The sequence below is a fragment of the Pseudomonas sp. genome, from assembly GCF_050739995.1.
In the GTDB taxonomy this organism is placed as follows: Bacteria; Pseudomonadota; Gammaproteobacteria; order Pseudomonadales; family Pseudomonadaceae; genus Aquipseudomonas.
In genome coordinates this window covers 1-4,169 of sequence record NZ_JBOICG010000684.1, presented here as the reverse complement: position 1 = coordinate 4,169, position 4,169 = coordinate 1, and the positions used below count along the sequence as shown (strand labels likewise).

The following is a 4,169-nucleotide window of genomic DNA, read 5'->3' as shown; positions in this document are numbered from 1 at the left end:
TCCACGAACTGGCCCACAAGCTCGACATGCTCAACGGCGACGCCAATGGCCTGCCGCCGCTGCACCATGACATGCGCGTGCAAGAGTGGGCCAGCGTGATGCAGAGCGCCTTTGATGACCTCAATCGCCAGCTGGACGCCAACCCGGACGCCGAAACCGAGATCGACCCCTACGCCGCCGAAAACCCGGCGGAGTTCTTTGCCGTCACCAGTGAATATTTCTTCAGTGCTCCGGATTTACTGGCCAGCACTTATCCACAGGTGTACGCACAACTCAGCCGCTTTTACCGCCAGGACCCACTGGCACGCCTGACCCAACTGCAAGCCCACGACCCGCGCTACCAGCCGCACGGCGAATGAGCTTGCGACGTCTGGCGCGTGGCATCGGCGTCAGAATATGCCTATAATCGCCGCCACTTTTAGGCCAATCCGGCCATGTTCCATGGCCAACTACGGGGGCAACGCCCAATGAGCTACAGCAAGATTCCGGCTGGCAAAGACCTGCCGAACGACATCTACGTCGCCATCGAAATTCCGGCCAACCACGCGCCGATCAAATACGAAATCGACAAAGACAGCGACTGCCTGTTCGTTGACCGTTTCATGGCCACCCCGATGTTCTACCCGGCCAACTACGGTTTCATCCCAAACACCCTGGCTGACGACGGTGATCCCCTCGACGTGCTGGTGGTAACCCCTTACCCGGTGACCCCTGGCTCGGTTATCCGCGCACGCCCGGTCGGCATCCTGCACATGACCGACGACGGCGGCGGCGATGCCAAAGTGATCGCGGTACCACACGACAAGCTGTCCCAGCTGTACGTGGACGTGAAGGAATACACCGATCTGCCGCCACTGCTACTGGAACAGATCAAGCACTTCTTCGAGAACTACAAAGACCTCGAAAAAGGCAAATGGGTGAAGATCGAAGGTTGGGGCAACGCAGACGCCGCCCGCGCCGAGATCACCAAGTCGGTTGCCGCCTACAAAGGCTGATACCCGCTTCGGTAATCCAGAAAGCCCCGATCATTCGGGGCTTTTTTTGTGGAAAAAATTAAACACCCGGTTCAACTAACAGCAACTAACGTTTAACAGCGAAGAAATATAGAAAAAACAGGCTACAACTAAGCAAAAGCCTACACGCGCAATTCAACGCATAGTTTATTTGATTGGTTTTCCCCGCCAGTAAACTCTGCGTTTATGAATACATCAGGTGATCGTTTAAAAGCGTTACTGCGGGAAGTTCATCTTTCCGCTTCCGACTTCGCCAAGAACCGTGGTGTCACGCCTCAACACGTGAACAACTGGTTCAAACGCGGCGTGCCCATGGGCCGACTCAACGAGATCGCAGAACTGCTGTGCGTCTCCAGCCGGTGGCTGAACACCGGCCTTGGCCCCAAACACCCACCGGTCAACTTCCTGTTGGACGGCCCCACTGCAAGGACTGCAGCCACCCGCGAAGACAGCGGCAAATACCTCACAGGCCCCGCCTGCCTCCCGGAAAAACTCGACGTGGAGATCCCCCTCCACCCCACATTCACCTCCACCGAACGCATCCGCGTCGCCCTGCACACCCTCGACACCCTCAACGTAAACCCCGACCGAGCCTGCGGCGCCTACATGGTCGACAACAGCATGATCGACATCATCCAACAAGGCGCCACCCTCGCCATCGACCGCGGCCGCACCCAAATCATCGACGGCGAAATCTACGCCGTCGAACACGACGGCATGCTGCGCATCAAATACCTCTACAACCGACCTGGAGGGGGCTTGCGCATGCGCAGCCACAACGCCAGCGAACACCCGGACGAATACCTCACCTACGACCAGCGCTTCGAGCAGAACTTCCAGATCGTCGGGTGGGTATTCTGGTGGTCCACCCTCAACAACCGCCGCCCACCCGTACCGCTGGATGAACACTTAATGGGCTGGGAAGGCTCTAAATCGGAACCGGAGGTGGGCAATTGAGGTGAATGTGGGTATCATGCGGCCCACATTTGGCAGGGGGTGGCTCAAGGCTATCCACCCTGCTCGGCGAAGCGGAGGAGTTCCCGCGGATGCCCCTACTATTCAGCCAGACGCGATGTGGGCTGAGCGATTTGAAGGCTGGTGAGGTTTGTCAAAAACAAGCTGAGGCAGTCCCCGAGAAGCCGGCCACAAGCCGGCTTTTTAATGTCTTTTTGAAAGCCAGCCTCATCTACTGAAGTCCTCGACAGCCTTGCTAGAACAATGCTTTCAGCCTATTTTTGCTCCTGTGACTTCTGTTTTGACCCTCCGTGTTCCACGACTAAGTGGGGGAACACAGTATTTTGCGGGTCGGCTCACAAATCAAAGCCAGAAATGACAGTGCGCGGTCACAAGCCGCGCTTTCTAATGCTTATAAAAATCCAAAACTAAGATTGTCCAACAGCTCGTTGGACAATTGAAACGCAGTACCTATTGCCCCGCCCCATCCCTCACATTCTCCAAAACTGTGCATAGATCGGGCAGCAGGCTTCTGTCGGTCATCCAGTGCGACGACCCACAGCACTTGAGGATCGGTCATCGACTCAACGTGGCGTTCGCGCCAACGCCGAGCGGACAGAACATACCGATCTTCAGATTGTCTCCTTCAAGTTGACGGTAAGACACGCGCCAGCTGATTTATCACCCTGAGTGCGCCCATTAATCTGTGCCCATGTTGAACGCAACGCCAAACCCACTTAAACAAAAAAGGGATTCAACCATGAGCACACCAACCTACAACCGCCTCAACAAAGACGACGCCATCGTTCTGCTGGTCGACCACCAGACCGGCCTGATCTCCCTGGTGCAGGACTTCTCCCCCAACGAGTTCAAGAACAACGTGCTCGCCCTGGCGGACCTGGCCAAGTTCTTCAACTTGCCGACCATCCTCACTACCAGCTTCGAGCAAGGCCCCAATGGCCCGTTGGTGCCAGAGCTGAAGGAAATGTTCCCGGACGCGCCGTACATCGCTCGCCCTGGTCAGATCAATGCGTGGGACAACGAAGATTTCGTCAAGGCGATCAAGGCCACCGGGCGTAAGCAGATCATCATTGCCGGTGTGGTGACGGATGTGTGCGTGGCGTTCCCGACGCTGTCGGCGCTGGCGGAAGGGTTTGAGGTGTTTGTGGTCACCGATGCGTCGGGCACGTTCAATACCACGGTGCAGCAGGCGGCGTGGAGCCGGATGACACAAGCCGGGGCGCAGATGATGAACTGGTTCTCGGTGGCGTGTGAGTTGCACCGCGACTGGCGCAACGATATCGAAGGGCTGGGGAATCTGTTGTCCCAGCGTATTCCCAACTATCGCAACTTGATGAATGGGTATGCGGCGCTGACGGCGCATCAGAAGTAAGTCAGCCTTGCTGCGTGTAAAGCCTGCCCTGAAAAGCAGGCTTTACACGCTAACGAATACGGGCTGGGCAAAGCCGCTCGAATGTGGGAGATGTTGAGCTTTAGCGAGGCTTCGATAGCGGTGGCACTGTCAGTAAATGCATGGGCTGATCCACCGCCATCGGGGGCAAGCCCCCTCCCACATTTGAATCCCGGCACATTCAAGCTCAAGGGGTTACAGGACACTCGTCGAGGCCACCAGCATTAAATAGCTATTCGGCTCATCTGATGAGCCGAATAAGCCGTTTATTCGGCTCACACACCTTGGTTTGCTCCCCCACTCATTTGCCCCAATCCCCCATGTCTGCTAGTGTCGCGCCGGTTTACCGTCTACCGGAATAGCCGCCATGGCCCGCAAAAAAGTTGCACTCGATTTCGAACAATCCCTCGCCGACCTGCAAACCCTGGTTGAGCGTCTGGAGAACGGCGAGTTGTCGCTGGAAGACTCGTTGACGGCGTTTGAGCAAGGCATCGGCCTGACTCGCGACTGTCAGAGCGCGTTGGCACAGGCTGAGCAGAAAGTGCAGGTGCTGCTGGAGCGTGACGGCGAGTTGGCCGAGGAACCTTTCGATGCGGAACAGCCGGAATGATCGACGCGTATCAGGCCAGTAGCCAAGCCCGGGTCAATGCGGCGCTGGAACCCTTGTTTGTTGCGCCAAGCCCGGAGATGAACCGCCTCTACGACGCCATGCGCTACAGCGTGATGAATGGCGGCAAGCGGGTGCGCCCATTGCTGGCGTACGCGGCCTGTGAAGCGTTGGGCGTACCGGC

Annotated in this window: 5 protein-coding genes and 1 pseudogene; all 6 read left to right on the top strand. The window is 57.2% G+C overall.

The genetic code is table 11. The features are described 5' to 3' along the window. A partial coding sequence (locus ACRESD_RS23185; protein ID WP_431753037.1) for a zinc-dependent peptidase occupies positions 1 to 359 on the top strand: 359 nt, incomplete at its 5' end. Between the two features lie 108 nt (positions 360 to 467). Further along, positions 468 to 995, top strand: a complete 528-nt coding sequence (ppa, locus tag ACRESD_RS23180) for an inorganic diphosphatase (protein ID WP_003317259.1) — start codon at positions 468 to 470, stop codon at positions 993 to 995. Positions 996 to 1,199: 204 nt separating this feature from the next. Continuing rightward, positions 1,200 to 1,970 (top strand): LexA family transcriptional regulator, encoded by a 771-nt coding sequence (locus tag ACRESD_RS23175; RefSeq protein WP_431753036.1) that lies wholly within the window; start codon positions 1,200 to 1,202, stop codon positions 1,968 to 1,970. 757 nt (positions 1,971 to 2,727) lie between these two features. Further along, positions 2,728 to 3,360, top strand: coding sequence for an isochorismate family cysteine hydrolase YcaC (gene ycaC, locus ACRESD_RS23170; protein WP_431753035.1), 633 nt, complete (start codon positions 2,728 to 2,730; stop codon positions 3,358 to 3,360). Positions 3,361 to 3,745: 385 nt separating this feature from the next. Next, the gene (locus ACRESD_RS23165; protein ID WP_003176346.1) at positions 3,746 to 3,988 is read left to right on the top strand and encodes an exodeoxyribonuclease VII small subunit; all 243 of its coding nucleotides are present in this window, start codon (positions 3,746 to 3,748) and stop codon (positions 3,986 to 3,988) included. Next, positions 3,985 to 4,169: pseudogene (locus ACRESD_RS23160) on the top strand (geranyl transferase); the annotation flags it as partial. The gene ACRESD_RS23165 and the pseudogene ACRESD_RS23160, both read left to right, overlap by 4 nt.

What these genes read in the sequence shown, in the direction of transcription:
- ycaC (WP_431753035.1), top strand. Translation starts at nt 2,728, where the DNA reads ATGAGCACACCAACCTACAACCGCCTCAACAAAGACGACGCCATCGTT.
- ppa (WP_003317259.1), top strand. Translation starts at nt 468, where the DNA reads ATGAGCTACAGCAAGATTCCGGCTGGCAAAGACCTGCCGAACGACATC.
- ACRESD_RS23165 (WP_003176346.1), top strand. Translation starts at nt 3,746, where the DNA reads ATGGCCCGCAAAAAAGTTGCACTCGATTTCGAACAATCCCTCGCCGAC.
- ACRESD_RS23175 (WP_431753036.1), top strand. Translation starts at nt 1,200, where the DNA reads ATGAATACATCAGGTGATCGTTTAAAAGCGTTACTGCGGGAAGTTCAT.